Origin of the sequence: Streptomyces sp. NRRL F-5135, assembly GCF_000719775.1 — a bacterium.
Classification (GTDB): domain Bacteria; phylum Actinomycetota; class Actinomycetes; order Streptomycetales; family Streptomycetaceae; genus Streptomyces; species Streptomyces hebeiensis.
In genome coordinates this window covers 243,843-269,748 of sequence record NZ_JOHR01000007.1, presented here as the reverse complement: position 1 = coordinate 269,748, position 25,906 = coordinate 243,843, and the positions used below count along the sequence as shown (strand labels likewise).

At 72.8% G+C, this 25,906-nt stretch carries 22 protein-coding genes; 6 read left to right on the top strand and 16 right to left on the bottom strand.

Annotation, left to right across the window (positions count from 1 at the left end; genetic code table 11):
• Nucleotides 1-83 precede the first annotated feature (83 nt).
• The 8 genes from IG02_RS0113695 to IG02_RS0113655 form a co-directional block, all read right to left on the bottom strand.
• The gene (locus IG02_RS0113695) at nucleotides 84-707 is read right to left on the bottom strand and encodes a GntR family transcriptional regulator (protein ID WP_030746149.1); all 624 of its coding nucleotides are present in this window, start codon (nucleotides 705-707) and stop codon (nucleotides 84-86) included.
• Between the two features lie 199 nt (nucleotides 708-906).
• Nucleotides 907-2,733, bottom strand: a complete 1,827-nt coding sequence (gene sucB, locus IG02_RS0113690; protein WP_030746146.1) for a 2-oxoglutarate dehydrogenase, E2 component, dihydrolipoamide succinyltransferase — start codon at nucleotides 2,731-2,733, stop codon at nucleotides 907-909.
• Between the two features lie 95 nt (nucleotides 2,734-2,828).
• Entirely contained in the window at nucleotides 2,829-4,217 is a 1,389-nt protein-coding gene (gene lpdA / locus IG02_RS0113685) for a dihydrolipoyl dehydrogenase (RefSeq protein ID WP_030746143.1), read from the bottom strand.
• A gap of 540 nt (nucleotides 4,218-4,757) precedes the next feature.
• Nucleotides 4,758-6,320: a leucyl aminopeptidase gene (locus IG02_RS0113680; protein WP_030746140.1), complete on the bottom strand. Its 1,563-nt coding sequence runs from the start codon at nucleotides 6,318-6,320 to the stop codon at nucleotides 4,758-4,760.
• 193 nt (nucleotides 6,321-6,513) lie between these two features.
• Nucleotides 6,514-7,350: an adenosylcobinamide-GDP ribazoletransferase gene (locus IG02_RS0113675; protein ID WP_107055606.1), complete on the bottom strand. Its 837-nt coding sequence runs from the start codon at nucleotides 7,348-7,350 to the stop codon at nucleotides 6,514-6,516.
• A 60-nt stretch (nucleotides 7,351-7,410) separates the two neighbouring features.
• Nucleotides 7,411-9,207 (bottom strand): phosphatidylglycerol lysyltransferase domain-containing protein, encoded by a 1,797-nt coding sequence (locus tag IG02_RS0113670; RefSeq protein ID WP_030746135.1) that lies wholly within the window; start codon nucleotides 9,205-9,207, stop codon nucleotides 7,411-7,413.
• Between the two features lie 153 nt (nucleotides 9,208-9,360).
• Entirely contained in the window at nucleotides 9,361-10,473 is a 1,113-nt protein-coding gene (cobT, locus tag IG02_RS0113660; RefSeq protein ID WP_051764955.1) for a nicotinate-nucleotide--dimethylbenzimidazole phosphoribosyltransferase, read from the bottom strand.
• Nucleotides 10,474-10,614: 141 nt separating this feature from the next.
• Entirely contained in the window at nucleotides 10,615-11,274 is a 660-nt protein-coding gene (locus IG02_RS0113655) for a ScbR family autoregulator-binding transcription factor (protein WP_030746129.1), read from the bottom strand.
• A 180-nt stretch (nucleotides 11,275-11,454) separates the two neighbouring features.
• Between IG02_RS0113655 and IG02_RS37765 the strand changes: the two genes are divergently transcribed.
• From IG02_RS37765 to IG02_RS0113625, 6 genes are all read left to right on the top strand, one after another.
• On the top strand, nucleotides 11,455-12,828 hold the full coding sequence (locus tag IG02_RS37765) for a ScbA/BarX family gamma-butyrolactone biosynthesis protein (protein WP_158712286.1): 1,374 nt from the start codon (nucleotides 11,455-11,457) through the stop codon (nucleotides 12,826-12,828).
• Nucleotides 12,720-13,466 (top strand): acyl-CoA dehydrogenase family protein, encoded by a 747-nt coding sequence (locus tag IG02_RS0113645; RefSeq protein ID WP_199814014.1) that lies wholly within the window; start codon nucleotides 12,720-12,722, stop codon nucleotides 13,464-13,466. Before IG02_RS37765 ends, IG02_RS0113645 begins: the two co-directional genes overlap by 109 nt.
• Nucleotides 13,463-14,278, top strand: a complete 816-nt coding sequence (locus IG02_RS0113640; RefSeq protein WP_051764950.1) for an HAD family hydrolase — start codon at nucleotides 13,463-13,465, stop codon at nucleotides 14,276-14,278. Before IG02_RS0113645 ends, IG02_RS0113640 begins: the two co-directional genes overlap by 4 nt.
• Before the next feature lie 146 nt (nucleotides 14,279-14,424).
• Nucleotides 14,425-15,000: a TetR/AcrR family transcriptional regulator gene (locus tag IG02_RS37760; RefSeq protein WP_051764948.1), complete on the top strand. Its 576-nt coding sequence runs from the start codon at nucleotides 14,425-14,427 to the stop codon at nucleotides 14,998-15,000.
• Nucleotides 15,001-15,073: 73 nt separating this feature from the next.
• Nucleotides 15,074-16,060 (top strand): helix-turn-helix transcriptional regulator, encoded by a 987-nt coding sequence (locus tag IG02_RS37755; protein WP_051764946.1) that lies wholly within the window; start codon nucleotides 15,074-15,076, stop codon nucleotides 16,058-16,060.
• Nucleotides 16,061-16,349: 289 nt separating this feature from the next.
• On the top strand, nucleotides 16,350-17,351 hold the full coding sequence (locus tag IG02_RS0113625) for an enolase C-terminal domain-like protein (RefSeq protein WP_158712285.1): 1,002 nt from the start codon (nucleotides 16,350-16,352) through the stop codon (nucleotides 17,349-17,351).
• Between the two features lie 427 nt (nucleotides 17,352-17,778).
• Here IG02_RS0113625 and IG02_RS0113620 read toward each other — a convergent pair whose 3' ends face one another.
• The 8 genes from IG02_RS0113620 to IG02_RS0113585 all read right to left on the bottom strand — a co-directional run bounded on the left by IG02_RS0113620 (nucleotide 17,779) and on the right by IG02_RS0113585 (nucleotide 25,829).
• Entirely contained in the window at nucleotides 17,779-18,816 is a 1,038-nt protein-coding gene (locus tag IG02_RS0113620; RefSeq protein ID WP_051764942.1) for a TauD/TfdA family dioxygenase, read from the bottom strand.
• A gap of 4 nt (nucleotides 18,817-18,820) precedes the next feature.
• A complete protein-coding gene (locus IG02_RS0113615; RefSeq protein WP_051764940.1) occupies nucleotides 18,821-19,942 on the bottom strand; it encodes an aspartate kinase in 1,122 nt (373 codons plus the stop codon).
• Complete coding sequence (locus IG02_RS0113610) at nucleotides 19,939-20,982, bottom strand: aspartate-semialdehyde dehydrogenase (RefSeq protein ID WP_030746095.1); 1,044 nt, start codon at nucleotides 20,980-20,982, stop codon at nucleotides 19,939-19,941. Before IG02_RS0113610 ends, IG02_RS0113615 begins: the two co-directional genes overlap by 4 nt.
• Nucleotides 20,979-21,983 carry a DMT family transporter gene (locus IG02_RS0113605; protein ID WP_037802880.1) on the bottom strand — a complete coding sequence of 335 codons (1,005 nt, stop codon included), beginning with the start codon at nucleotides 21,981-21,983 and terminating at the stop codon, nucleotides 20,979-20,981. Before IG02_RS0113605 ends, IG02_RS0113610 begins: the two co-directional genes overlap by 4 nt.
• Nucleotides 21,984-22,015: 32 nt before the next feature.
• Nucleotides 22,016-22,951: a transporter substrate-binding domain-containing protein gene (locus tag IG02_RS0113600; protein WP_051764938.1), complete on the bottom strand. Its 936-nt coding sequence runs from the start codon at nucleotides 22,949-22,951 to the stop codon at nucleotides 22,016-22,018.
• The gene (locus IG02_RS0113595) at nucleotides 22,948-24,297 is read right to left on the bottom strand and encodes a methylaspartate mutase (protein ID WP_324604727.1); all 1,350 of its coding nucleotides are present in this window, start codon (nucleotides 24,295-24,297) and stop codon (nucleotides 22,948-22,950) included. The genes IG02_RS0113600 and IG02_RS0113595 overlap by 4 nt, the downstream gene beginning before the upstream one ends.
• Nucleotides 24,294-24,755 carry a cobalamin B12-binding domain-containing protein gene (locus IG02_RS0113590; RefSeq protein ID WP_051765035.1) on the bottom strand — a complete coding sequence of 154 codons (462 nt, stop codon included), beginning with the start codon at nucleotides 24,753-24,755 and terminating at the stop codon, nucleotides 24,294-24,296. Before IG02_RS0113590 ends, IG02_RS0113595 begins: the two co-directional genes overlap by 4 nt.
• Before the next feature lie 168 nt (nucleotides 24,756-24,923).
• Nucleotides 24,924-25,829 carry a LysR family transcriptional regulator gene (locus IG02_RS0113585; RefSeq protein WP_037802878.1) on the bottom strand — a complete coding sequence of 302 codons (906 nt, stop codon included), beginning with the start codon at nucleotides 25,827-25,829 and terminating at the stop codon, nucleotides 24,924-24,926.
• Between the last annotated feature and the right edge of the window lie 77 nt (nucleotides 25,830-25,906).

The window sequence follows — 25,906 nt, the reverse complement described above, 5'->3', positions numbered from 1 at the left end:
TTGGCATTCCGTGCCGTCCGGCAGGGCACCGAGTGACGGTCCCATCCCCTGTCGTACGGGGCGAATCGGGCACCTCGTGTGCGTCATGCGCGCGGCGCGCATCCGAGCACATGGTCCTTCACCAGTGCGCCGATGCGCGGATCCCGCCGCCGGAACGCCTCGACCAGCTCTTCGTGCTCCTCGGCGTAGGACTTCTGCACCGTGCCCAGCCACCGGATCGACAGCGCGGTGAACACCTCGATGCCCAGCCCTTCCCAGGTGTGCAGCAGCACCCCGTTGCGGGCCGCCCGCACCAGCTCCCGGTGGAAGCCCACGGTATGTCTGACCTGCGCCGTACCGTCCGCCCTGCGGTCCGCCCCGTACAGCGCCGCGACGTGCGGCTCCAGCGCCGAGCAGTCTTCGGCCAGCCGCTCGGCGGCCAGCTCCGCCGCGATCTGTTCCAGCCCGGCCCGGACCGGATAGCTCTCCTCCAGGTCGGCGGCGGTCAGGTTCCGTACCCGCACGCCCTTGTTGGGGGCCGATTCGATCAACCGCAGGCTCTCCAGCTCGCGCAGCGCCTCCCGTACGGGTGTCTGGCTGACCTGGAGCTCGGTCGCGATCCGCCGCTCGACGATGCGCTCACCCGGCTTCCAGCGGCCGCTGACGATCCCCTCCACGATGTGCTCGCGGATCTGTTCGCGCAGCGAGTGGATGACGGGCGGGGTCATGAAGCGCTCCTCGGGGGGCAGCGGTGGATGAATAAGACGATACGGCGGCGGCGCACGCACGACGGCGCCCCCGGCGGCCGCACGCACGACGGCGCCCCTGCCCGGAGGAGATCCGGACAGGGGCGCCGTTGCCGTACGGGGTGGGCCTGTCGTTCGGGAGCCTGCCGCACAGGATGCCGCCGTACCGACAGGAAACGATCTACAGGCCGAGCTCGACCTCGAACTCGCCGGCCTCGAGGATCGCCTTGACCGCCGTCAGGTAGCGGGCGGCGTCGGCGCCGTCCACCAGCCGGTGGTCGTAGGAGAGCGCGACGTACGTCATGTCGCGCACCGCGATCGTCTCGCCGAGGTCCGGGTGGTTGACGACCACCGGACGCCTGACGGTGGCGCCGATGCCCAGGATGGCGACCTGGTTCGGCGGCACGATGATCGTGTCGAACAGGGCCCCGCGCGAACCGGTGTTGCTGATCGTGAAGGTCGCGCCCGCCAGGTCGTCCGGGGTGATCTTGCTCGCCCGGACGGCCCCCGCCAGCTCCGCGGTCTTCTTGGCGATACCGGCGATGTTCAGGTCGCCCGCGCCCTTGATGACCGGGGTCATCAGACCCTTCTCGGAGTCCACGGCGATGCCGATGTTCTCGGTGTCGAAGTACGAGATCGTGCCCTCGTCCTCGTTGATCCGGGCGTTGATGACCGGGTGGGCCTTCAGCGCCTGGGCCGCCGCCTTGACGAAGAACGGCATCGGGGACAGCTTGACGCCCTCACGGGCGGCGAAGGAGTCCTTCGCCTGCGCCCGCAGCCGCATCAGCTTGGTGATGTCCACCTCGACCACGGAGGTCAGCTGCGCCTGCGTGTGCAGCGCCTTCATCATGTTGTCGCCGATGACCTTGCGCATGCGGGTCATCTTGACGGTCTGCCCGCGCAGCGGGGACGCCTCCAGCTTCGGCGCCTTCGACGCGGCGGCGGGAGCGGCGGCCGGGGCCGGGGCCGGAGCCGCGGCGGCGGCGGCCTTGGCGGCGGCCTCGGCCGCGGCGATCACGTCCTGCTTGCGGATCCGGCCGCCGACGCCGGTGCCCTTGACGGCGGTCAGGTCCACACCGTTCTCGGCGGCCAGCTTGCGCACCAGCGGGGTGACGTACGCGCCGTCGTCACTCGCGGTCGCGGCCGGCGCCGGAGCGGCCGGCTGGGCCGGTACGGGCGCGGGGGCCGGTGCCTGTGCGGGCGCGGAGGGGACCGGCTCGGGAGCCGGGGTCTCGCGCGTCTGCGGTGCCGGGGTGGTGGGGGCCTGCGGAGCCGGGGCCTGCTGCGGCGCGGGGGCCGGCGCGGGCGCCGGGGCCTCGGCCTTCGGGGCCTCCTGCGCCGGGGCGGGCGCGGGTGCGGGCGCGGCGGCCGGGGCGGCACCCGCGGCGCCGATGACGCCGAGCTTGGCGCCGACCTCGGCGGTCTCGTCCTCGCCGACCACGATCTGCAGCAGCACACCGGCGGCCGGGGCCGGGATCTCGGTGTCGACCTTGTCGGTGGAGACCTCCAGCAGCGGCTCGTCGGCCTCGACCGAGTCGCCGACCTCCTTCAGCCAGCGGGTGACGGTGCCCTCGGTGACGCTCTCGCCGAGCGCCGGCAGGACCACGTCGGTGCCCTCGGCGTCGCCGCCGCCGGCGGCCGCCTCGGCGGTGGGGGCCGGGGCCGGGGCCGCGGTCTCGGCGGACGGGGTGGCCTCGGGCGCGGGGGCCGGGGCCTCCTGCGCCGGGGCGGGCTCGGCGGCCGGGGCCGGGGCGGCCGCCGGGGCGCCCGTACCGTCGTCGATGACGGCCAGCTCGGCGCCGACCTCCACCGTCTCGTCCTCGGCGACCTTGATGGACGCGAGGACACCGGCGGCCGGGGCCGGGATCTCGGTGTCGACCTTGTCGGTGGAGACCTCGAGCAGCGGCTCGTCGGCCTCGACGCGCTCACCCTCGGCCTTCAGCCAGCGGGTGACGGTGCCCTCGGTGACGCTCTCGCCGAGCGCCGGCAGGGTTACGGAAACCGCCATGGTTCCAGTTGCTCCTAACGGTGGGATCTCCCCCAGCTTGCGCGGAGCGCTGAGCGAGGGGAAGTGCGGTGGTGGTCGTCGCGCCCGGGAACGGGTCAGTCGTGGGAGTGGAGGGGCTTGCCGGCCAGGGCCAGGTGGGCCTCGCCGAGCGCCTCGTTCTGGGTCGGGTGCGCGTGGATGAGCTGCGCGACCTCGGCCGGCAGTGCCTCCCAGTTGTAGACCAGCTGGGCCTCGCCGACCTGCTCGCCCATACGGTCACCGACCATGTGGACACCGACGACGGCGCCGTCCTTGACCTGGACGAGCTTGATCTCACCGGCGGTCTTGAGGATCTTGCTCTTCCCGTTGCCCGCGAGGTTGTACTTGAGGGCGACGACCTTGTCCGCGCCGTAGACCTCCTTGGCCTTGGCCTCGGTGATCCCCACGGAGGCGACCTCGGGGTGGCAGTACGTGACGCGCGGCACACCGTCGTAGTCGATCGGCACGGTCTTCAGACCGGCCAGCCGCTCGGCGACCAGGATGCCCTCGGCGAAACCGACGTGCGCGAGCTGGAGGGTCGGGACGAGGTCGCCGACCGCGGAGATCGTCTCCACGTTCGTGCGCATGTACTCGTCGACGAGGACGTAGCCGCGGTCCATCGCGACACCCTGCTCCTCGTAACCGAGCCCCTGCGAGACCGGGCCGCGGCCGATCGCGACCAGCAGCACCTCCGCCTCGAAGGTCTTGCCGTCGGCCAGGGTGACGCGGACGCCGTCCTGCGTGTACTCGGCCTTCTCGAAGAACGTACCGAGGTTGAACTTGATGCCGCGCTTGCGGAACGCGCGCTCGAGGAGCTTGGAGCTGTTCTCGTCCTCGACCGGGACGAGGTGCTTGAGGCCCTCGACGACCGTGACGTCGGTGCCGAAGGACTTCCACGCCGAGGCGAACTCGACGCCGATCACACCGCCGCCGAGGATGATCGCGGACTGCGGGACGCGGTCCAGCTTCAGGGCGTGGTCGGAGGAGATGACGCGGTCGCCGTCGATCTCCAGGCCCGGCAGCGACTTCGGCACGGAACCGGTCGCGAGGAGGACGTGGCGGCCCTGGACGCGCTGGCCGTTCACATCGACGGACGTGGGGGAGGACAGCCGGCCCTCACCCTCGATGTACGTCACCTTACGGGAGGCGACGAGCCCCTGGAGGCCCTTGTACAGGCCCGAGACGACCTCGTCCTTGTACTTGTGCACACCGGCGATGTCGATGCCCTCGTAGGTGGCCTTGACACCGAACTGAGCGGCCTCGCGTGCCTGGTCGGCGATCTCGCCGGCGTGCAGCAGGGCCTTCGTGGGGATGCAGCCGTTGTGCAGGCAGGTGCCGCCGAGCTTGTTCTTCTCGATCAGGGCGACGTCCAGGCCCAGCTGCGCTCCGCGCAGCGCCGCGGCGTAACCGCCGCTACCGCCGCCGAGGATCACTAGGTCGAAAACGGTGCTGGCGTCGTTCGCCACGTCACGTCCTCCATGCATGTGCGCCGAGCGCGGTCTCCAGTGACCGGGCGGCGGCTGGTCTTCGGCCGCTTCATCTTCGGCCCTGTGGTGGGGGCCCTGTCCTGCCGGTAACCCATCTTTGCACGTTGCGCCATCCGGCGGGGGTGCGGGTCGCCTGCGGCGGGCTGCTCCCCCGCCCGCCCCTTCCCACAACCGGGCCGGGGGCCTCCGGCCCGGTGCGGGGATGTGTGGTGCGGGGCGGTGGTCGTGCCGGCCGGCTCGGACCACCCGGCGGCCCCGCGGGCGACCACCGGCGGGAGGGGGCCGGGGTCGTAGGAGGTGCGTGTCCGGACACTAAAGCGTGATGTGTGACGCGCGACGACCGCCCGTACTACACGTCATCCTGCTGCGCGTCGTACGGGGGCCTGGGGGTGTCCCCCAGAAAGCACAGCATGCCGTCCGGACATGTACCTCCGGAGGCCCCGGGCCCCGGCACCCACCACCGGCCGCGCCGAACCCCCCGCCGGAGGCGACGCCGCCCCCCGCCGGAGGCGACCCCGCTCAGGCCAGGTCGCCCGACGCCGCCCTCTCCGCCAGCCGCACCAGCGTCCGCACCGACGACCCCGTCCCACCCTTCGGCGTGTACCCGTACGGCGCGCCCTCGTGGTACGCCGGGCCCGCGATGTCCAGGTGGGCCCACGTGATGCCCTCGCCGACGAACTCCTTCAGGAAGAGTCCGGCGACCAGCCCGCCGCCCATGCGCTCGCCCATGTTCGCGATGTCCGCGGTCGGGGAGTCCATGCCCTTGCGCAGGTCCGCCGGGAGCGGCATCGGCCAGGACGCCTCGCCGACCTCCTCCGCGATCTCGTGCACCGTCGTGCGGAACGCGTCGTCGTTCGCCATGATCCCGAACGTACGGTTCCCCAGCGCCAGCATCATCGCCCCGGTCAGCGTCGCCACGTCCACGATCGCGTCCGGCGCCTCCTCCGACGCGCGGGTCAGCGCGTCGGCCAGGACCAGGCGGCCCTCGGCGTCGGTGTTGAGGACCTCGACCGTCTTGCCGCTGTACATGCGCAGCACGTCACCGGGGCGCGTGGCGGAGCCGGACGGCATGTTCTCGGCCAGCGCCAGCCAGCCGGTGACATTGACGCGCAGGCCCAGCCGCGCGGCCGTCACGACCGCGGCGAAGACCGCCGCCGCGCCGCTCATGTCGCACTTCATGGTCTCGTTGTGGCCGGCCGGCTTCAGCGAGATGCCGCCCGAGTCGTACGTGATGCCCTTGCCGACGTAGGCGAGCGACTTCTCGGCCTTCGGGTGGGTGTAGGCGAGCTTCACCAGGCGCGGCGGGTTCTCCGAACCCCGGCCGACGCCGAGGATGCCGCCGTAACCGCCCTTGGCCAGCGCCTTCTCGTCGAGGACCTCGACCTTGATGCCGTTCTCCCCGGCCGCGGCCGAGGCCAGGGTCGCGAAGGCCGCGGGGGTGAGGTCGTTCGGCGGGGTGTTGATCAGGTCGCGCGCCCGGTTGACCTCCTCCGCCAGCGCGGTCGCCCGCTCCGCCGCGGCCTTGTGCGCCTTGTCCCGCGGCTTGGCGCCGAGCAGCACGACCTCGGCGAGCGGCTGCTTGGGGCCGTTGTCGTTCCGGCCGTTCCGGCCCTTCTTCTCGTGCCCGCCGCCCTGGTAGGCGGTGAAGGCGTACGCCCCGAGCAGCGCCCCCTCGGCGACGGCCGCGAGGGCGTCACCGGCGGCACCGTTGTCGGACGCCGCGACCGGCAGCGCGAACGCGCCCTTCCTCGCCCCGGCCAGGGCCCGGGCCGCGACGCCCGCGGCCCGGCGCAGCGCCTCGGTCCCGAACGTCTCGTCCTCGGCGGGCAACGGGCCCAGCCCGACCGCGATCACGACCGGGGCCTTCAGACCGGCCGGCGCGGGCAGCTTGGTCACCTCGCCCTCGCCGCCGACGGCACCGAGGGTTTCCAGGACGGCGCCGAGCTTTCCGTCGAACGCCTTGTCCACGTCTTCGGCACCCGGTGCCACGACCGGCCCCTTGGGGCCCTTCGCGACACCGACGACGATCGCGTCGGCGCGCAGCGTCGCCGCGCCGGCAGACTTGAGAGTGAGAGCAGTCACGGTGGTGAAATCTCGCTTCCGTTGAGTTTCCTGGGAATCGTCCGGCACGAGGCGCGGCGGGAACGAGCCTACGCTCAGTGATGTACGTCGCCCACGGGGGCGGCGCTTCACGCACCGATGGGGGGCTTCTCCCCTTTGCGCGGCGGCCCTTGGGCACGCTCGGGCTCGGCCGCGGTGACCGCCACGGGTTGCCTCAGCCCAGCGCCAGGACCACCAGCGCCGCCGTCGCCGCCGTTTCGGCGAGGGCGCCGAAGACGTCGCCCGTCACCCCGCCCAGCCGCCGTGCGCAGTGGCGCAGCAGCAGCTCGGCCGCCACCGGCGCGGCCACCGCGGCCAGCGCGTGGTGGGCGGCGCCCAGGGTCCCGAAGGCACCGCCCGCCGCCGCGCAGACCGCCGTGGTGAGCAGCGCCGCGCCCGCCGCGTACCGTACGGGCACGGTGCCCGCGACGGCGGCTCCCAGCCCGTCGGGCCGGGCCGGGGGTATGCCCGTGCGGCACGCCAGGGTGAGCGCCAGCCGCGCCGTGACCCCCGACAGCACGACGGCGAGCGCGCCCCGCGCCCAGCCCGTCGCGTACAGCTCCGCCACCGCCGCGACCTGCGCGCCCAGTACCAGCAGCAGCGTGATCACGCCGAACGGGCCGATGTCCGACCGTTTCATGATCCGCAGGGCGTCCTCGGCCGGCCGGCCGCTGCCGAGGCCGTCCGCGGTGTCCGCGAGCCCGTCCAGGTGCAGGCCGCGGGTGAGTACGGCGGGCACGGCGACCGAGGCGACCGCGGCCAGCGGCGCCGCCGCGCCGGCGAGGAGGAGCAGCCCGCCGAGCCCCGCCGCGGCCAGGCCCACGACGAGCCCGACGAGCGGTGCGCACAGCATCCCGGTGCGGGCGGCCGGCCGGTCCCAGCGCGCGACGCGCACCGGGAGCACGGTGAGCGTGCCGAAGGCGAAGCGCAGCCCGGCACCGAGGGAGGCACGGTCCGCGCTCCCCCCGCCGACGGGTGCGTCGGCGGATCCGTCGTCCGGTGCGCCGTCCATGGAAGTCATCGCGCGAAGCGTAGCCGTACGGCCTTGCCGGACTCGTCTGCCTCATCCGCCTCATCCGCGCGCGGGGATCCCCGGCAGCGTCAGGAAGCCCTCGGCGCGGGCGGCCGCGACGCCGATCCTCAGCAGGTCGGCGCTCTTCTCGAACAGCAGGAAGCGCGGCTCCCAGACCGGCCGGTACTTCGCGTTGGCGCGGTACAGCGACTCGATCTGCCACCAGCGCGAGCAGAAGCTCAGCAGGGAACGCGTCAGCCGCAGCACGGGCCCGGCGCCGAGCCGTCCGCCGCGCTCGAAGACCGAGCGGAACATCGCGAAATTGAGTGAGACCCGTGCGACGCCGATCTCGTCGGCGCGCCGGAGGAGTTCGATGACCATGAACTCCATCAGGCCGTTCTCACTGTCCCGGTCACGGCGCATCAGGTCCAGGGACAGGCCCTTGGGGCCCCAGGGCACGAAGCTCAGGACGGCCCGGAGCGGGCCCGTGGAGCCGTCGTCCCGGGCGTCGTCCGTACGGGTGCCGCACGCCGGACCGGCCGCGCCGGCCAGCCGGCATTCGAGCATCACGCACCGGCCGTCCCCGGGGTCGCCGAGCCGGCCGAGCGCCATGGAGAAGCCGCGTTCGGTGGCTCCGTCGCGCCACTGGTCGGCGTGGCGCAGCAGCGCGGCCATCTCGTCGTCGGGGATGTCCTCGTGGCGTCGGATCCTCACCTGGTAACCGGCGCGCGCGACCCGGTGGTACGCCTGCCGCACGGTCCGCATCGCCCGGCCGTCCAGGCGGAAGCCGGCGGTCTCCACCACGGCTTCGTCGCCGAGTTCCAGCGCGTCCAGGCCGTGCCGGGCGTAGACGGTGCCGGCCTCCTCGCTCGCGCCCATCACGGCCGGGATCCAGCCGTGCGCGCGGGCCTCGGCCAGCCAGGGCGTGATGGCGCCCGGCCAGGCCTCCGGATCGCCGATCGGGTCGCCGGAGGCGAGCGAGACCCCGCCCACGACCCGGTACACGACGGCCGCCTTGCCCGTCGGGGACCACATGACGCTCTTGTCCCGGCGCAGGGCGAAGTAGCCGAGGGAGTCGCGCTCGCCGTGCCGCTCCAGGAGGTCGCGCAGTCTTGACTCGTCGTCCTCGGTGAGCGGGTCGACGGACCGCGCGCAGCGGAAGGCCGCGTACGCCACCGCGAGCAGCAGCAGGGTGGACAGCACGTTGACGGTGACGTCGACCCAGGCGGGGGTGGCGATACCGGGGTACCGGGCCGGGTCCGCCGTCAGGGAGACCAGCCGCATCACGCCGTACCGCCACCGTTCGGCGAAGGAGGAGCCGCCGGGTGGCGCGGTGTTGGTGACGGTCACGAGCAGCGCGGCCAGCAACGAGGCGACGAGCAGTCCGCCCGCGGCCACGGCCGCGGCCAGCCGCGGGTTCGACCGGTCCCCGCGCGCGTAGAACTCGCGCCGCCCCAGCAGCAGAGCGGCCACGAAAGCGGCGGTCAGGACCAGCGAGACCCAGTTCTGCGGATGGCGTCGGATCTCCGGGAACACCGGCATCGCGAAGGCCAGGAGCAGCAGGAACGGCCCGGCGAGCGCGAGGTTGAGGATCCACGCGGCCCGCTTGCGGCGCCGCGTGGTGACGGCGAGGAAGAGCGTGAACGCGCCGGAGGCGAAGCCCGCGGTGAGCAGGTACGGGGTGAAGTAGTCGTCGGTGTTGTGCCGGCGCAGGTCCTGGCCGAGGGAGACCCAGACCGCGCTCAGGAAGTTGATGAACGTGACGGCGCGCAGGTACCCGACGGCGAGGGCGGCGGCGCGGCGCGAACGGTCGGTGCCGTGGCCGGGACCGGCGGCAGCCAAGCGGACTTCTCCCATGAAACCGGATCATATGGGGCGCCGGCCGGTGGCGGCCGCCCTCCCGCCGGTCGTGCCGGTCGGCGGTCCGGCGCCGGTCGGCGGGGTGCGGCGCCGGTCGGCCGCCGCGCGGACCGGTGGCGCGGACCGGTGACGCGCGTCGAGGTGTTGCCGTCACGCCGGCGTGTGCGCGTCCGCCGCCTCCTCGGCTTCCGGGCGCGTGTCGGCCCCGGCCTCCGGCGCCGGGCGTTCCGGCAGTTCGGCGGCCAGGGCGGCGGCTGCCTGGACGAGCGGCAGCGCGAGCAGCGCGCCGGCGCCCTCGCCGACGGTGACGCCCTGGCCCAGCAGCGGTTCCAGCGCCATCCGGTCGAGCGCCTTCGCCTGCGCGGGCTCCCCGCTCAGCTGGCCCGCCAGCCACCAGTCGGGCGCCCGGAACGCCGCGCGCTGTCCGACCAGCGCGCAGGCCGCCGAGACGACGCCGTCCAGGATCACCGGCATCCGGCGCACCGCGCACTGGAGCAGGAGGCCGGTGGTCGCGGCCAGGTCGGCGCCGCCGACGGTCGCGAGCAGTTCGAGCTGGTCCCCGAGGACGGGCCGGGCCCGGCGCAGCGCGTCGCGGACGGCGGCGCACTTGCGCATCCAGGCCAGGTCGTCGATGCCGGCGCCGCCGCGGCCGGTGACCACGGACGCGTCCGTGCCGCACAGCGCGGCGATCAGCGTGGCGGCGGCGGTGGTGCCGCCGACGCTCAGATCGCCGAGCACGACGAGGTCCGTCCCGGAGTCCGCCTCCTCGTCGGCGATCGCCATCCCGAGCCGTACGGCCCGCTCCGCCTCCTCGGCGGTCAGCGCGTCCTCGATGTCGATGCGCCCGCTGCCCCGGCGGATCCGGTGGCGTACGACCTCGGCGGGCAGCAGCTCCGGGTCGCAGTCGAGCCCCGCGTCCACGATCCGTACGGGGACGTCGGCGCGGCGGGCCAGCACGGCGACGGGGCTGACGCCCTCCAGCACGTCCCGCACCAGCCGGTGGGTGCTGCCCGCCGGGCGCCCCGAGACGTCGAGGGAGGCCACGCCGTGGTCCCCGGCGAACAGCACGACGCGTGGCCGCCGGACGGGCGAGACGGGTACCGACCCCTGCGCGGCGGAGAGCCACTCGCCCAGCTCGTCGAGCCGCCCGAGCGCCCCGGGCGCCACGGTGAGCCGCTCCCGGCGTTCCTCGGCGTCGCGCCGGACGCCGCTGTCGGGGCGCTCGATCAGGTCGGAGAAGTCATCGAGATTCAGCGAGCTCATTCGGCGAGATTACCGTTCCGCGGGAGGCGCGGGCGCGGCCGAGGGCAGGGTGCGACCGCGCACGGCGCACCGTGCGTCGTCGGCCGGGCGGGGCTTTCGCGCCAGGCCCGGGGGCCGCCGGTCGGCGGCGCGCTCGGTCCGTCAGGCGCGCAGTGCGAAGGCCAGCAGGTCGCGCGCCTCCGACCAGCGTTTCGTCGTCTCGGCGCGGTGGTCGAGGCGGGCCGCGATGTGCTGGGTGCCGAAGAAGGTCGCCACCAGGACCCGGGCCGCCACCGCGGGGGAGACGCCGGCGCGCAGTTCTCCCGCCTCCTCGGCCTCCGCCAGCAGTTGTTCGAGAAGGTCGATCCACCCCACGTACGGCTCGGGCATCGTGTCGATGGGCAGGGGCTGTTCCATCTGCAGCCGGGCGCCCGCCTGTACCACCGGGTCGTCCTGGAACGCGGCCGCGGTGCGGTCGAGCAGTTCCAGCAGGGTGTCCATGGGGCCGAGCCCCTTGGCCTGGACCGCCTCCAGGAGCCCGGGCCAGCGCGCGTAGTGGGCCTCCACCACGGCGACGGTCAGCGCTTCCTTGGTCGGGTAGTGGAAATACACCGCGCCCTTGGTCATGCCCACCCGGTCGGCCACGTCCTTGACGGACGTCGAGGGGAAGCCCTGCGCCGCGAAGAGTTCGGCGGCGGCGTCGAGGATCTGCATACGGGTCCGGACGGCCCGTTCCTGCTGCAGCTCAGGGCCCCTCCCCTGACGGTGGGCCGGTGTCGTCTGAGATGCCGGGAATGCGACCCGGCCGTTGCTGCCGTTCATCTCGCCCCTTGCTTCCGAGTATTCCGATCCTGCCATCCGCACGTCGTTTCGTCCCATTGCAATATACCTTCCCGTAGGTATATTTCTTCACACCGGCAGCGGGACGGCCCTGGGGGAGGGCGGATGTTCCGTGCTGTTCTGAAGCTGCTGTTCTCGAGCTTCCCTGGGGAGGGGATTTTCATGAGGAACGCTGTCGTAGAACCCGGTTTACTCGTGGGGCGCGCGGCTGGTGACACCCGCGTACCACGTGCTCTGGTCCACAAGGCGGCCGACGCGGAAGTGCTGCTGGCGGACATCCGCCCGCGAGGTGGGGGCCGGTTCGCCGTCACGGCCCACTGGCCGCACGACCACCCGCTGCACCACCGCGAGGCGGACGGATCCCGGGACGCCCTGGTCGTGGTCGAGACGCTCCGGCAGGCCGGGATATGCCTCTCGCACCGCTTCTTTGACGTACCGGTGGACCACCCGTTCATCCTGTGCGGTTTCGAGTTCGACCTGGACGCGCCGCTGTGCGACCGCAGGCCCGGGGGTGAGGACGCCGAGGTGGTGTTCGACATCACCGTCCGCTGCGACAGGCCCCGTCCCGGCCGCGTGAACATGTCGGCCGAGGCGACCGTCCTCGTCGACGGCCGGCCGGTGGGGCGGGCGGGCATGGACTGGATCCCGCTGACGCCCGAGCGGTACGAAGCCGTGCGGCACCGTGGCGCCCCCACCGTGCCGCCCGGCGACGCGGCCCGCGGCGACGCGACGGGAACGGACGGCCGGCGGGGCGCGGACGAGGGCGTCGTCCTGCCCGCGCCCGCCGTCGGGCGGGACCGGGCGGACGCCGTGCTGCTCGCCGCCCTCCCCGACGACCCGGGCGGTTGGCGGTTGCGGATGGACACGGGCCACCCCGCGCTGTTCGACCACGCCTCGGACCACGTGCCCGGCATGGTCCTGGTGGAAGCCTTCCGCCAGGCCGCGCTCCTGAGCGTCAACGGCTCGGCCGAGCCGGACGCGGCCCCGCGCGGGTGGTTCCTCGGCTCCATGCGGACCACCTTCGACGCGTTCGGTGAACTCGGCCTCCCGGTCACCGTCACCGCCACCGCCGACCCGGAGAGCGGCGGCTTCCTCACCACCGCCACGCAGTCCGGGCGCGTGCTCGCCACGGCGCGGCTGCCCGCCACTTCGTCCCGACGCGATGGGGCGGCGCCGCGGGCGGGTTCACCGCACTGCTCGACGCGGTGTCCGCGCTGGCCGAGACCTGCGCCTCCACCGCGTGGGTGGCCGCCCTGTACGCGGCGCACGGACGCCTCGCCTCCTATCTACCGGAGGAGGGCCGGCGGGAGCTGTGGGGCGGCTCGCCCGACGTCCGCGTCGCCGCCTCGGTCGTGCCGCCCCAGGGGAGCGCGGTACGGGAAGGCGGAGGCTGGCGGCTCGGCGGCCGCTGGACCATGGCCAGCGGCGTGGACCACGCGGATTGGGTGCTGCTCGCCTCCTGGGCGCCCGACGCGGACGACCCCTCCGGCGAGACCCGCGAGCACCGGGTGTTCGCGGTCCGCCGGAGCGATGTGAAGGTCTTCGACACCTGGCGCCCGGTGGGGATGCGGGGCACCGGCAGCAACAGCGTGGAAACCGACGTCCTCGTCCCGGACCACCTCACCTTCACGCTGCGCGACCTGGGCCGCGTACAGCCGCACGCCGCCCGCTGCCACACCGTGCCGTACGCCCTGGTGGCCGCGCTGATCTTCGCGGCCCCGGTCCTGGGCGCGGCCGAGGGGGCGCTGCGCACCTGGTGGGAGCGGACGGCCGGGAGCGTGCGTCCCGACGGCGGCCCCGTGGCCGGACAGCCGGGCCCGCAACAGGTCCTGGCCCGGTCGTCGGTGGAACTCCAGTCGGCCAGGCTCCTCCTGGAGCGGGCCGCGCACACCGCCGACCACGCCCCCATCACCCCCGTCCTGGTCGCGGAGAACCACCGGAACGCCTGCGCGGCGGTCGAACTCTGCGTCAGCACCGCCGACCGGCTCTTCCGCGCCGGGGGATCGCGCGCCCTCGGCGAGGACGACGCGCTGCAACGCGCCTGGCGGGACATCACGACGGCGCGGGCGCACGGCACCCTGAACTTCGACGCGGCGGCCGCCGGTTACACGAACGCGCTGCTCGCCGCACGCGCGGACGCCGCGCACCGTACCGGACCGGGAGCCGTCCGATGACCAGGGTGATCGCCTTCTTCGATGTGGACGAGACGCTGCTCGCCGCCAAGAGCATGGTGAGCTTCTGGCACTTCTGGTCGGCCGGGCGGACGGGCGGGCCCCGGGCGACCCTCCGTACGACCGGTGCGGACCGGGCCACCCTCAACCGCGCGTACTTCGAACACTTCGCCGGAGTGCCCGCGGCCCGTCTGGAGGAGGAGGTCCGTCACTGGTACGCGGTGTACCGGCGCGGGCCGGAGGCCTTCCTGTCCCAGGTGCTCGGCGCGCTGGTCGCGCACCACGGCGAGGGCCACGACATCGCGCTGGTGTCCGGCTCCTCCACGGCGCTCCTCGCGCCGGTCGCCGAGGAGGTGGGTGCGCACCACGTACTGGCCACCGAACAGCTCACCGACACGGCCGGCGTTCTCACCGGCGCCGTGCGCAGGTCCGTGATCGGGCCGGTCAAGGAGGAGCTCATGGCGGACCTCCTCGACCGTACGGGCGTGCGCGCCCGGGACTGTTACGCGTACGCGGACCACGCCGGCGACCTGCCGATGCTGGCCATGGTGGGCCACCCCGCGGTCGTCGGTGACGATCCGGTGCTCACCCGGCACGGCAAGGCCGCGGGCTGGCGGTTCCTGACCACCCGTCGGGGACCGGCGCCGACGGCCCGTGGAGAACTCGTTCCGACGGGCCGTGGAGGACCCGCGCCGACGAGTGGGTGTTCCGTTCCGACGGGCAGTGGGGCCTTCTTGACGGCCCGTCGAAAACCCGCCTCCCGAACCGCCGACGGGCCGTGGGAAGGGATGGCGGCCGCCGCTCGGTACATCTGACACGTCCCGTGCCGGCCCCTGTCCGGCACGGCCGGCCCATGACGATCCCCGCGATCCGTCATGGGCCGAATCCCTCGGCGATAAAAATACCTTCGGGATGGTATTTTGTTCTCCATGGTGCACATGCCGCTGCCGGAGGTGGTCCGGTGAGCCAGGAAAGGTCCGCGCGGACCCGTCGGCTGCTGCTGCGCGCGGCCGCCGTCGAGTTCGCGGCCCACGGTTATTCAGGGGCCCACCTGAAGGCGGTGGTCGCCGGAATCGGGATGACCAAGGGCGCGTTGTACGGGCACTTCGCCTCGAAGGCCGCCCTGGCCCAGTCCGTCCTGGCCGAGGGCGTGCGCACCTGGCAGGACCTGCGATCGGTCCCGGTCGCCCCGCGGGCCGGCGCCGGCGCGGAACTGCGCCGGCTGGCGGTGCGGCTGGCGCGGCAGGTGGACGACGACGTCGTCTTCCGGGCCGCCGTCCGGCTGGCCTCGGAACCTCAGCTCACCGCCTGTGACGTGAAGTCCGATCTGCTCGCGGACATGACGGAGCACACCACGGCACTGGTGGTCCGGGCGCAGCGTGAGGGCTCCCTGACCGCGGTGTTCCCGCCGGAGACGTTCTCGGGCCTGCTGACCGCCGCGATCCTCGGCGGCCCGCAGCCGGGAGTGGACGCCGGCACCACGAGCCGGGCCCGCCTGGGCGGGCTGTGGAACCTGATCGGTTCCGGCGGCCCATGACGTCCCGGCACCGCGCCTCCCCCGCGTACTTAGCCTCCCCCGCCCGGTCCGGTACGGAAAGGCAACGGTCGGCATGAGCACTTCGACGATCAGCTCGCACGCCCTGCGGCTATTCGAGTACGCCTCCGCCCACAGCGACTGGACGATGCGCGGCGCCTGCGACCGGCTCGGCGCCCCGGCCGACCTGATCGAGCAGGCGCGGGACGAACTGCTGCGCGTCGGACTGCTGACGCTGTCGCCGGACGGCGAGTCCCCGGCGACGGCGACCACACCGGAAGCGGCCCTGCTGCGGCTGCTCACGGCCGAGGAGGAGGCGGCCGCGCGGCTGACCGAACAGATCCGCCGGACCCGGGAACAGATCGACGCGATGCGCGGGGTCTTCCTCCCGCTGCACACCGCGCGCGCCGGCTCGGCGACGGGCGAGATCGTCAGCGGACAGGACATGATCGCCCGCGTGCTCGGCGACATGGCCGACCTCGCGACGTCGGAGGTCCTCAGCATCAACCCGGGGCCCGTCCTGCCGCAGGAGGTCCTGGCGCAGGGGCTGCGCCGCGACGTGCGCTTACTGGAGCGCGGCGTGGCGGTCCGCAGCATCCACCTGCGGCCGATGACCCGGATCATCCACTCGATGGCCCACCTCCAGGAACTGCGCGACGCGGGAGCGAAGCTGCGCATCGCCAGCATCGTCCCGTTCCGCTTCACCCTCGTCGACCGGGTGCAGGCGCTGGTGCCCGCGCTCCACACCAACGCGGCCGACGCCATGATGGTGCTCAGGGGCGAGGCCGTCACCGCCCTGCTGGTCAAGGTGTTCGAGATGTGCTGGGCCTCGGCGTCGCCCCTGGAGCCGGCCGGTGCCGGCCACGAGGACGAACTCAGCGCCCAGCAGCTCTGGGTGCTGCGGCTGATGGCCACGGGACGCAAGGACGAGGCCATAGCCCGCGAACTGGGCCTGTCCGTACGGACGCTGCGCCGCGTGATGGCGGACCTGATGACCAGGCTCGGGGTGGAGAGCCGCTTCCAGGCCGGCTTCGAGGCCGCGCGGCGCGGGCTGCTCGGTTGAGAGGTCCTGACCTCAAGCGGCCACGGCAGCCGGAGGCCGCCCATCGAGTCTGGCGCCGGGCGGCACCCGCGGGCCAGGATCGTCCCCAGGGGCCGGGGAATCCGCCCCGGGGAGGACACCGTCATGCGACACGGCTCATTCGGCGTGCCGGGGAACGTCACCGCGGCTGCCGCGCGCCCGGACCGCGTCCGACCGCGACTCCACGTGTGCGGCAGGGTGGCGGTGGCGGGCGAGGCACCGCGCTGACCACGCCATCGCCCTCGGACACACGTCATGGTGAGGAGTTCTCGTGTTCGACCCGGCATTTCTCAGGTCCATGACCGGCACGGCGCTGCGAGTTCTCTACGAGACCCGGCCTGCCCCCGGCACCCGGGACTGGTCCGTGCTCCGGGTCGCCCTCCACAACGCGGGCCACACCGGGCGCGGCGAGGCGACCCTCGTCACGTACGCGGCGGAGCACGGCCCCGCCGCGGCGCTCGCCCAGGTGGACGCGGTGCGCCACCGTCTGGAGCGGATGATCACCCCCGTGGACCTGCTCGACCTGCTGCCCGCGGGGCCCGCCCGCAACGCGCTGGACTCGGCGCTGTGGGACCTGCTCGCCAAGCGCAGCGGGCAGCGGGTCTGGCAGCTGCTGGGGCTGCCGCGGCCGCGGCCGCTGCCGACGATCCGGACCGTCCCGCTCCTGGAGCCGGCCTCGCTGTCCCGCGCGCTGCGGAACACCGCCACCCATCCCGCGATCAAGCTGAAGCTCGGCGCCGGCGGGGTCGAGGACGACATCGCGCGGCTCGAAGCGGTCCGTCGGCACCGGCCCGACGCCTGGCTGATGGCCGACGCCGACGGTGCCTGGGACGTGGACCGGCTGCGCACGATGCTGCCGGTCCTGGAGTCCCACGGCGTCCGGCTGCTGGAACAGCCGCTGCCCTCCTGGCAGGCCCGCGCCCTGGCGCGGCTGCGCAGGCCCTTCCCCATCATCTGCGACCTGTCGTACGGCGACGAGGGGGATCTGGGCCGGGTGGCGGACCAGTACGACGGGATCAACGTCAAGCTCGATGTCGCGGGCGGGCTCACGGCGACGCTCGGGGTGATCGAACGGGCCCGGCAGCGAGGGCTCTCGGCGCTGGTCGGCTCGCTCCCCGCGACCGAACGGGCCACGGCCGCCGTCCTGCACGTGGGGCTCAGCGCCGACCACGTCAACCTGCCCGAACGGCTGTGGATGCCGGACGACATCGCCCTCCAGCCGAACCGGGCGAACGGTGTGTCGGAGCCGCTGCCGCGGAGCGTCTGGGGCTGACGGGCCGGCCTCCGGTCCGGCGCGGTCGCCGCACGACGTGACCGGCGCCCGGCCCCCCGCCCGCTGAGCCCGCGCCGGCTGAACCCCTGCTCGCGAGGGCCCCTGCCCGCCGAGCCTCCTCGGCACCCCGCGTCCGGTGAGACCTCCGTGCCCGGTGAGCCGACGCACCGGGTCCGCCGGCGCACCGGGCGAGCCAGACGCACCGGGCGAGCCGACGTGCTCGCCGGGCCCGCGTGCCAGGGCGATCCCGCGCACCCGCGCACCCGCGTATCCCCCGTACCCGGTGGCACCGGCGTGTCCCGTGGGTCCGGGCACCCGGCCGGGCCGCCCGGACGCACAACGCCCCGCCTGCTCCCGGACCGGCGCTGACGGGGAGATCAGCACCGGTGCGGGAGCGGCGGGGCGTTGCGCGCCCGGGGTGCCGCCGTCAGTAGTGGACGCGCCGGTTCTCCTCGGTCACCCGGTAACGGACGTTCCACAGGCTGCGGCGCACATAGCTGCGCTGGAGCCAGCGGTCCCGGCCGTCGTAGCGGGCCGCGAAGCTGCCGCGGGCGTGCACGCCCTTGCGGTTGTTGATCAGCAGGCACTGGCCCGGGCTCAGGTGGACCGCGTGCGAGACCTGGCGGCAGGTCTCCTGGAGGGCGGCGAGGGCCTCCTCGGCCGTCCTGGTCAGCGGGCGCACCCCGTTGGCGGAGACGGCGATCTCCGGGTAGTCGAGGGGACCGCTGATGATCGACACCGGCTCGGAGAGCACGTCCTTGCCGCCCGCCACGTCACGGACGTAACTGCCCGGCGCGTTCAGCCGGAAGAGCGGGCTGCGCAGCGCGTCCAGGATCTCCGGCGCCAGCGCGGCCGAGATGTCCCGGACGTCGGCGTAGAAGGTGCCGGCGACGCCGTCATGGTCCTGGCGCAGGCAGTTCAGCACCAGGAAGTCCGGGTTGGCCACGTCGTAACGGCCGATCACGTCGTGCATGATGTCGCTGTGGAAGTTGAGGAAGACCTCCGACCCCTGGTTGGTCTGGGTCTTCGCGCCGCCGGCGACGGGGATCACGTCGTGCACCAGCTGCCCGGCCTTCTCCGTCAGCACGCCCATCGGCTCCCCGAGCAGTCCGCTCAGGCCGAGCAGGATCCCTTCGGCGACGAAGGTGGCCTTGTCGGTGCTGGGACCGCCGTCCGACGGGGTGTCCGGCAGGTCGGGGTCCACCGGCAGGTTGCTGACCAGTGAGACGCCGGGGGTGTCTATGTGCCGGCCGAAGTCCAGGATCTGCTGGAGTATGTCGACGGGGAGCTGGGCGAATATCTGCAGCAGGCGGGTCATCGAGCGGTCGATGTCCGTGTTCGGATCGGACAGCTTGCCGAGCTGTTCGCCGAGGGCGTCCCGCACGTCGTCCGGCAGGGCGATCTCACTGAAGGTGGGCACCGTGACGGGCCCGGCCTGACGGTTGAGTTCCGTGGCGGTGGTCATGCGATCACACTCCTACTGTCTGAAGGTCCGGCAGGTCCTGGTCCAGATCGGCTTCGCCGGGGCGGTTGGCGTGGTCGTGCAGGCGCTGTGCCAGGTGCAGGGCGTCCTCTTCGTCGGCGGCCAGGTGCGTGACGACCTTGCTGCCGCGCACGGCGGTCACGGGCAGCCCCGCGTACTCGCCGGGCGTGAGACCGTGGCGGCGCTGGAACTCGGGCAGGTCCACGAATCCGCCGGTGATCGCCACCAGCGGGCCGGAGTTCAGGCGTACGGCGTCGATGTTCTCGGCGTGGAAGACGGTGTACGCCTTGTCGGCCAGCTCGTCGCTGTCGTAGCGCAGCGCCGAGGAACGCTGGTTGAGCACCACCGCGGCCACCGTGGAACCGGCGGTGCCGATCACCGAACCCGTCGGGAACGGCGGCCTGTTGTAACGGCAGACGATCTCGATCCGGTTGCGCTGGGCGAGCCGGACCGCCCTGCGGTGCAGCACCTTCGCCCCGTACAGCGACATCAGCGCGGCGGTGTTGTAGGACACCTGGTTCAGCAGCCGGGCGCCGGAGATCAGGTGCGGGTCGCTGCTGTAGATGCCGTCGACGTCCGAGTGGATCTCGCAGCGGGAGGAACCGACGGCCGCGGCCACGGCGACGGCCGACAGGTCCGAGCTGTTCTTGCCCAGCCAGGTGGGCCGGCCCTTGCGGTCCGCCGCCTGGCCACCGGGGACCACGACGACCTCGTGGTCCCGTACCGCGCGGCGCAGCGGCATCGGGTCCGTGTGCTCCAGCCGCGCCCACATGAAGGACGAGTCGGTGGTCAGCCCCAGTTGGTGCCCCGCCAGGACGGTCGAGGTGCGCCCGGCCCGGTGCAGGGCGGTGGACAGCAGCTGCGCCCCGACCGTGTCGGCGAGGGTGAGCAGGCCGGCCACGGTCTCGTCCTCCGGGTGCCGGTTGATCTGGTTGAGCCGGTCCCGGAACTGCTCGGTCTCGCCCGGCTGGCCGCTCACCACGACGACCAGGCGCCTGCCCTCGTCGGTGACGCGCTGCGCGAGCGCTTCGGCAAGCTGCCCGTACGCTGCCAGGGTCCGGAAGCTGGAGCCTCCGAACTTGAGCACGACGGGCGGCTCGGCCGTCACAGCGTGCCCCGGGCGATGAGCTCCTCCGCGATCTGGATCGCGTTGAGCGCGGCGCCGATCGTCAGGTTGTCCGCGACCACCCAGAGCCAGAAGGCGCGGGGGTTGTTGGGGTTGACCCGGATCCGGCCGACGTGCACCCGGTCGGGGTCCTTGACCGTGGCCGGGGTCGGGAACTCGCGTGGCGATTCCCGGTCGTGCACCGTGACCTCGGGCAGGGCGGCGATCACCTCGACGAGCTCGGCGCGGTCGACCGGCGCCTGGCACTCGATCCAGACCGCCTCCGAGTGGCCGTTGACCACCGGCACCCGCACACAGGTGGTGGTGACGTCCAGGTGCGGCAGGCCGAGGATCTTGCGGGACTCCTGGAGCATCTTCTGCTCCTCCAGGGTGAACCCGGTGTCCAGGAACCGGTCGATCTTCGGGATGACGTTGAACGCCAGCGAGGGGACGAACTCCTTGCCCGGGTACTCCTCCCCGGGGTGGTCCAGCGCGGCCCGGCTGGACTCCTTGAGTTCGTCGACGCCCGGGTGCCCCAGGCCGGAGGCGGCCTGGTAGGTGCTGACGACGGCCTGCCGTACGCCCCAGCGTTCCTCGATGCCCCTGAGCACCCTGACGAGCGGGATGGTGGAGCAGTTCGGGTTGGCTATCACGCCGGACACCGGACGGCGGTCCAGCTCGTGCGCGTTGACCTGCGGGACGACCAGCGGGGTGTCGGGGTCCATCCGGAACGCGATCGTGTTGTCGATGACGACGGCGCCGGCCGCGGTGGCCACCGGCACCCATTTCTCGCTGGCCTCCGTGCCCGCGGAGAAGAAGGCCAGGTCCACGGTCGAGAAGTCGAAGTCCTCGACGGCGTGCACCGGGTAGGACCGGCCGTCGACGGTGAGTTCGGCCCCGGCCGAGCGGGCCGACGCGACCAGTTCGACGGCGCGGTAGCGCAGTCCCCGCCGCTCGATCAGGTCGATCAGGGTGCCACCGACGGCGCCGGTGGCGCCGACTATCGCGATACGAGGTGCGCTGGGGTCGGTCACAAGAGTCATCGGGTGCCTCCGGCCGCGGTCTCGGTCTCTGACTTGTTCGCTGTCTCGTTCTCCGTCGTGGGCCGCGGGGCCGGCGCCGGGGCGGCGGCAGTGGCGGCGGCCTTGCCGCGCAAGGACCAGCCGAGGTTGATGCCCAGGCTGGCGGCGACGATCAGCGGAATGCCCAGCGCCTGCAGCAGGCTGACGCTGTGTCCGTACACGGCCCAGTCGGCGAGCATCGCCACGGCCGGGTAGACGAAGGCGAGAACAGCGATCTTCGGGGTGGGGAGCTTCTGGTACGAGGAGTACATCAGGACGTACATCACGCAGGTGTGGATCACTCCGAGGCCGACCAGCCAGCCCCAGTCCGCGCCCAGGTCGGCCGTCTCGCTCAGCGTCGTGAACGGCAGGAGCAGGAAGATGCCCAGCACGAGCTGGACCAGCGCGACCAGGTGCGGGCGGACTCCGGTGACCCGCTTGGTGACCACGGTGGACGCCGCGTAGAGGACCGCGGCGAGCAGCGCGTAACCCAGCCCCTTGAGGTAGTCGCTGTCGCCGCCGCCGGTCAGGTCGGACACGGAGACCCCGGCCACCAGGATCAGACCCACGAAGGCGATGCCCAGCCAGGCGAACTTGGCCACGGTGAGCTTGTCGCGGAACAGCAGCGCCCCGAGCAGCATCACGTAGAACGGCTGGGTGTGGTAGACGACGGTGGCCACCGAGATGGACGTGCCCTCGTAGGACTCGAAGAGGAACGCCCAGTTGAAGACGATGAACACACCGCCGAGCGCGGCCAGGCCGAGCTTCTTCGGGGTGAACGCGTGGTTCTTGAAGAAGCCGCGCGCCAGGCAGTAGAGGCCGAGGGCGACCGTGCCGAACAGGCAGCGGAAGAACACGACGTTGAAGGGGGACGTGCCGGATTCCACGACGAAGACGCCGAGGGTGCCGGACAGCACCATCGCGAGGGTGAGTTCGATCGCCCCCTTCGTCTCCTGGCTTTGGCCGGATGGTGCGGTACTCATGGAGTGAGTCCTTTCACGACATGGAGGGGCGGTCAGTGCAGGGGGACGGCGTAGTGCAGGCCGCCCCGCGTCCACAGCTCGTTGAGTCCGCGCGGGACGGCGAGAGGCGTGGCGGTGCCGAGATTGCGCTCGTAGAGGTCCCCGTAGGTGCCCACGGCGGACAGCACCCGGGCGGCCCAGTCCTCGTCGAGGCCGATCGCGGGACCGTGCGGGCCGGCCGCCTCGGCGGCCTGTGCGAGCGCCTTCTCCCGCTCGCCCGACTCGTCGGCCTGGTGCTCGGCGGAGATGAGCAGTTGCAGCACCCAGCGGCACAGCCGGAACCAGGACGGGTCGTCGTCGCGTACCGCCGCGGCCATCGGCTCGCGCGAGATCGCCGTGTCGAGGATGCGGTGGGCCGACGGGTCGGGGAGCGCGGCCCGCTCACCGGCCAGCGCCACCCGGTCGAGGACGTAGGCCGCGCAGTCGCCCGAGGCGTAACCGGCCAGGGCCTCGGCCGGGGTGGCGAAGGCGACCGGCTCGACGGACAGCCCGCGGCTCCCGTACCAGGAGGCGAGGTTGGTGGCGCTGGTGGTGCCGGCCTGCACCGCCAGGCGCCGCCCGGCGAGCTGCTCGGGGTGCTCGACACCGTTGTCAGCGGCTACCAGGAACCCCTCGCCGTCGTAGCACGTGACACCGGCGAACAGCACCGGCGAGGTGGCCTCCCGCCCCAGCGTCCAGCTGAGGTTGCACACCGTCAGCTCGGCCTCCCCCGCGACGAGCCGGGGCAGCCGGTCGGCCGGATCCGAGGGCAGCCAGTCGACGGCCTCGGCGTCGCCGAGCGCGGCGGCGGCCACGGCACGGGCGACATCGGTGTCCAGGCCGGTCCAGCGGCCGTCGTCGGAACGCTGGGAGAGACCGCGGATGCCGCGGCTCACCACGGTGCGCAGCGCGCCCCGGCGTCGTACGTCGTCCAGAGTGGGGGTGTTCACGACAGACTCCTCGGACCGGACCCGACCAGCAGTTCGCGCGAGTGCACGCGGGTCAGCTGTTCGCGGTCGAAACGACGCTCGTTGAAGCCGAGCATGCCGAGCAGGCCCTGGGCGCTGACGGGACGCCTGGCGTCGAAGTCCTTCACGTTCAGCGGCATCCGCCCCGGTTCGGCCCAGCGCAGCATCCCGCGTGGGTCGACGTAGGCGCGCGACTTGTTGGCGTTGTCCTGGTGCAGGCAGAACGGCACGTCCAGATGGCCGCGGGAGAACGCCTTGACCAGTGCCTCACCGACCGTCGGGGCGAGTTCCAGGGTGCTGTCGACCAGCAGCCTGGCCTCCTCGTAGATCCCCGTGTCGGTGGCCTCGAACGACGGCTCGCGGGCCGCCTCGTCCTCGGCGATGGACTCGGCGAACTCCAGGGCGTTCACGTTCTCGGCGATGGTGGGGATGCGGTACGCCTCCGCCGGGGTCTTCACGATCAGCCGCTCGGTGCCGCTGCGGACCGCGAGCCGGACGCTCTCCTCCAGGATCCGGAACGAGCCGATGGGAGTGCGCGGGAAGACACCCATGTACGTGTAGAGCACCACGTGCCAGTCGGCCCCCGACAGCCGCTCGCCCCCCAGCCGGCGCAGCGCGGCCAGCGCCTCCAGGTCCTGGCCCGGATGGGTCTGCTGGGCATAGCTCAGCGAGATGCTGTGCAGGCCGTGCTCACGGAAGAACAGCGTCTCCAGGACGCTCAGCGCCACCAGCAGGCTGGGTGGGCAGAGCTGGCCCAGCATGCAGCCGCCGAAGCTCTCCAGGTGCATTGGATCCGGCTGCTCGGCGATCAGTTCGCAGCACTCCGCCCACGCGCTGACCGCCTTGGCGATCGGGGCGCGGCTGTAGGGCAGGCAGTACGAGACGGGGCCGCCCTCGGTGGCGTCGACCCCGGCCGCGACCATGGCCCTGAACAGCGGCTGCGGCAGTGCCGAACCGTGCCTGACCTGGACCGGGAAGTCGCGACCCGACACGGATTCGAGTAACTCCCGGGTGGCTCGCTCGCCGTGGGCGACGAGCGGGAAGCCGTTGAGCTCCGCGCCGGTGCGCAGGGCGGCGCGGGCCGAGTCGTGGTCGTTGACCCGGGTGTAGCTGTCGAGGGTGATGGTGCCGATGGACGTGGCGTCGGCGTCGCGCACCTCGCGCAGCCCCTCGCGCATGGTGGCGAGGTCGGCGAAGCCCATCCGGGGCTGCACCGCCAGCCGCCCGGCCGCCGCGGAACGGTGGACGTAACTCGAGAACCGGCCCTGGGGCGGGACACCCCGGGTGGCGGGCGCGGGGCCGGCACCGGGCCGGGCCAACGCGCTCACGCGGCGGCCCCCACGGGAGCGAGGGCCGGGCGGGCCCGGGACGGACCGCTTTCCAGAGCACCCAGGAATTCCTCGAAGCGCTCTATTCCGCTGCCCGCCTCGAATACCGCGTCGAAACCGTTGAGCGCGAGTTCCTCGGCGTAGACGATGTTCTCCGCGCCGCGCACCCCCAGTTTCCCGCCGATGACCACGCGCAGGTCCTCCAGAGCGGGTTCGCTGCGGATCTTACGAATCAGCCTGAGCCCGTCGAGGTGTCCGTGTCCGTTCACCGTGGACAGGATCAGTGCGTCCGGCCTCGTGCTGAGGCACTCGTCGATGATGAGTTCGTCGGGCACGCACGCGCCCAGGTTGTTCACCTCAGCTCCGTGCTCCTCGAGCAGGAGCTGAAGAAAGACAAGATTCCACATGTGTGCGTCGGACGACACGCTCGATACGATGAACCGTTTCCCCGGGCGCATGACCTGTGACATGAGCTTCCCCTCGCCGTGAACCAGTTACTACAGAATTGTGTTCGCCGACTCACCGGCAAGTCCAGGAAATCTGTTCGCCATCGCGGATGGCCGTTATTGGCTTTCCTGATGACCTTGGACGGATCGCGGCGAAGACGATTCTCCGTGGCGTCCCGGTCAGTCGGCCTGGGTGCGGTATTCGTGGCTGAGGGATTCGAGGACCCGGTCGATGAACACCTGACGCTCCCGGGACAGCGGGGCTCCCTTGCGCCAGGCGAGCTGGGTGTACAGCTCGAAGGGCGGCTCCCAGGCCAGTTGGGCGAGGGTGCCCGCGGCCAGTTCCTCCGTGACGGTCATCCGGGGCAGCAGGCTGATGCCCAGTCCGGCGCCGACCCCGCGCTTGATGGCCTCGATGGTGCCGAACTCCAGGAACGGCACCGGCTCTCCCGAGCCGTCGTTCAGCTCCGCCTCCAGCAGTTCCCGGTAGGCGCAGCCGGCCTCGGGCGCCAGGACGGCCTCCTCGCGCAGATCGTCCGTGGAGACCTTGGCCTCGCCCGCGAGGCGGTGGTTCGGCGCGGCCACCACGACGAGCGGCTCCCTGCCGAGCACCTCGCTGTGCACCCCGGAGTGCTGGGTCTCGGCCTCCATCAGGAAGCCCGCGTCGAAGTCGCCCTGGCGCAGGGCGTGCAGGGTCTCCGCGCACAGGCTGGGCCGGAGGATGAGCTGGAGGCGCGGGTAGCGGTGGTGGAAGTACTCCAGTACCGAGGGCATCCGGTAGGAGGTGATGCTCTCCATGGTCCCGATGGTCAGCTGTCCCTCCGGCTGCCCGTCGGCCACGGTCGCGCCGCGGGCCTGGTCCGCCAGCGACAGCATCTGCCCGGCGTACGGCAGCAGCCTGCTGCCCGCCGGAGTGAGCCGGATCTTGCCCCCGACCCGCTCGAACAGGTCGGTGCCGAGGGACACTTCCAGGCTCTTGATCTGACCGGTGACACTGGACTGTGCGTAGTTGAGCTCGGCCGCGGCCCGGGTGACGCTGCCCAGGGCGGCTACACGGTGGAAGGTCCTCAGTTGCCGGATGTCCATGATCTCTCCCTGTGGGGTTGAGGCTCCGTGGGGCCTGAGATCGAGACTGCCGAGCGCCCCCCGCGCGGTGGAAGGCG